Origin of the sequence: Streptococcus suis (genome assembly GCF_002960445.1) — a bacterium.
Lineage (GTDB): Bacteria > Bacillota > Bacilli > Lactobacillales > Streptococcaceae > Streptococcus > Streptococcus hyiners.
Window position 1 is genome coordinate 1 of sequence record NZ_POJD01000492.1, and the last position, 266, is coordinate 266.

Genomic DNA, 266 nt, shown 5'->3' on the forward strand with positions numbered 1-266 from the left:
TATTGATGAGGATATGGTTATGAACATGCAACCTATCCGTATGGGTTGTCACAATAAAGCGAAAGTTTCCGCCAGTCAACTCCTTTATCGTCTCATAACCAATACGATTGATTTCTTCAGGTGTAAGATTATCCTCAGGTGAGAATGACTGGATAAGATGATGAGCATGAATTTTATTTTGCTTGATTTGTTGCCGGTCATTTCTCGAATCATAAAGCCTATCATTATTGACAAAGTTTGCCTGATACATCTCAACTATTTCTTCA

At 36.8% G+C, this 266-nt stretch carries 1 protein-coding gene; it reads right to left on the reverse strand.

What is annotated here, in order from left to right; all coding sequences use genetic code 11:
- Positions 1-266: relaxase/mobilization nuclease domain-containing protein (locus tag C1G53_RS12945; protein ID WP_153046747.1), on the reverse strand; the 266-nt coding region annotated here is incomplete at both ends.